Raw genomic sequence first — 1,935 nt, 5'->3', positions numbered from 1 at the left:
TTGCTGAAATCAGCATTTTATAGGATTCGTATGTCTATTTTCAGAATCCTATCAATAAGCGTTCAACACTTCTGGTCATAGGCTTGAATAAAGAGTTAGAAAATAAGCCAGCAGAAGCTAAGGAGGGGATTAAAGCACAGATAAAACAAAAACAAGATCAAAAGCAACGTTTCGAGTATGAAATTAAAATTTTATCTAGACAAATGGGAGGTAACTAGCTATGAGTGATTTCAAAAAATCCAAAAACGCAGCCGATTCAAAACGAGGAGCGCAAGGTGATTTTTCTGATAGTAACAATCTGGATGTTTTAGTTAATGAGATAGAGCAAGCAGACCAAGAGGTAGATGAGCAGATACAAATTATTGAAACCAAGACACAAGAACTCAAGAACCTTGAGCAGAAATTAGAATCAGTTTCGGAGAAACTCGGTGCACTAGAGGGAGAGGCTTTGCAAGTTGCTTACCAGGAAGTTAATCAAAAAATGGAGCAAAAAGCAACCGAGATTGATGAATCTAGAGGCAAGCTGGAAACAATTAAAGAAGATATGCAGCAAAAACAGTCGGAAATTACAGAACAAATTGCAAAACGTGATGAAGCTTTGACAGAGCTTGAAGAAGCAGAGCGAGAGTGTGATGCAGACCTAAGCGAGTCTAAGGATGCTGTAAATGACGAGAAAGATAATCTTGAGGATGTTCAGAATAAAGTAGGTGAAATTCTGAATAAAATTGATGCTGCTGGGGAAACTATGAAAAAAGTGGATACTACTATTGCAAGCGCACACAGCAAATCCGATAATATTTTTTCCAAAATACGAGATGGTGTCAAGAAAGTTACCGCAGGGGCAGTAATTGGTACTGGAGTTTTTTCTAGTTTATTAGATACGAACGAAAAAGCAGTTGCTCCAGTAGTTCCTAACTCTGTATTTTCAGAAATTGCAGATAGGTCCGATCGAGCTAAAGATTATCATGGAATAAACTCTCAAGCAGAAGATTTAGAGACTTCCAGAGAGTCAGAAAAAGAACGCAGGAAAAGAGAATCAGAAAGAGCTAGTGAAATTGGTAATCAACCGGGAACAAGTGGCAAACCGTAATCGTACTAAGGTCAAACAATGAGCAACGAGCAAGAAAAAACTAAACTATGGAAAGTCTACGGCATCTTAATGGGTGTTATGGTAGGCGGTGCTGTCCTAATTCTAGGCGGTAAAGCTGCCTGGAATGCCGTTCAACAGAATATCTCAAAAGCCAGTATTGAAAATAAACCACCCTCTACTAACTCTTTGCCTTTAAGCACTCCACAAGCACCAGCAGTAGTGCGATCGCAAATTCCTTCATCTACACCCTCGGTTTCAAGTGTCAGTGGTTCGCCCTCAACTTTAGTGTCTCCTTCTAAAAATTCTCTTCGCGCCAATCAGGAAATAGGGACAGAAGAGGAAATAGATAAGATTACCGATCAAATTTTTTATGACAGATATCCTGAACTAGCCGGTCGAAAAATTAGAAGTGATGAATTTAGTTTACAGGAAGAATGGTCTCGCATCAAGCAATGTGAAGCGGTAGTTGATTACATCTTTTATCAGAGGCATCCAGAGTTAGGGAGAAGAAAAATTGTCCAAAGTGAGTATTCTCTAGCTCAGGAGTGGTCAATAATTAAAGATAGCGTAACTGGCTGTCGCTAAATAATGAATTAAATACTAATAATTCAAATGATGTTCCTTAAAAAACTACAACTAAAACTATGAATAATGATGATGAACAAAAAAGAAGCCTCTGGAAAATTTATAGTATTTTAATGGGTGTTATGGTAGGTGGTGCTGTGCTAATTATAGGAGGTCAAGCTGCCTGGAATGCCATTCAAGATAATCAGAAGTGTTGAATGATAGGAAAAGATTGCTAAAATTGGCCCAATAATGTATAATTGCAGAGTTATAAATTATTA

The 1,935-nt window shown here is 37.9% G+C and carries 4 protein-coding genes; all 4 read left to right on the top strand.

The genetic code is table 11. The features are described 5' to 3' along the window. Positions 1-83: 83 nt before the first annotated feature. From QUB20_RS28335 to QUB20_RS28320, 4 genes are read left to right on the top strand one after another with little or no spacing between them, the layout of a single operon-like run. Positions 84-218 (top strand): hypothetical protein, encoded by a 135-nt coding sequence (locus QUB20_RS28335; RefSeq protein WP_333251504.1) that lies wholly within the window; start codon positions 84-86, stop codon positions 216-218. A 2-nt stretch (positions 219-220) separates the two neighbouring features. Further along, positions 221-1,090: a hypothetical protein gene (locus QUB20_RS28330; protein ID WP_333251501.1), complete on the top strand. Its 870-nt coding sequence runs from the start codon at positions 221-223 to the stop codon at positions 1,088-1,090. An 18-nt stretch (positions 1,091-1,108) separates the two neighbouring features. Continuing rightward, positions 1,109-1,675, top strand: a complete 567-nt coding sequence (locus QUB20_RS28325) for a hypothetical protein (protein ID WP_333251498.1) — start codon at positions 1,109-1,111, stop codon at positions 1,673-1,675. 59 nt (positions 1,676-1,734) lie between these two features. Beyond that, positions 1,735-1,872, top strand: coding sequence for a hypothetical protein (locus QUB20_RS28320; protein WP_333251495.1), 138 nt, complete (start codon positions 1,735-1,737; stop codon positions 1,870-1,872). Positions 1,873-1,935 lie beyond the last annotated feature (63 nt).

The sequence above is a fragment of the Microcoleus sp. B4-C2 genome (genome assembly GCF_036705265.1).
In the GTDB taxonomy this organism is placed as follows: Bacteria; Cyanobacteriota; Cyanobacteriia; order Cyanobacteriales; family Microcoleaceae; genus Microcoleus.
This window is presented reverse-complemented; position numbering and strand designations above follow the sequence as displayed.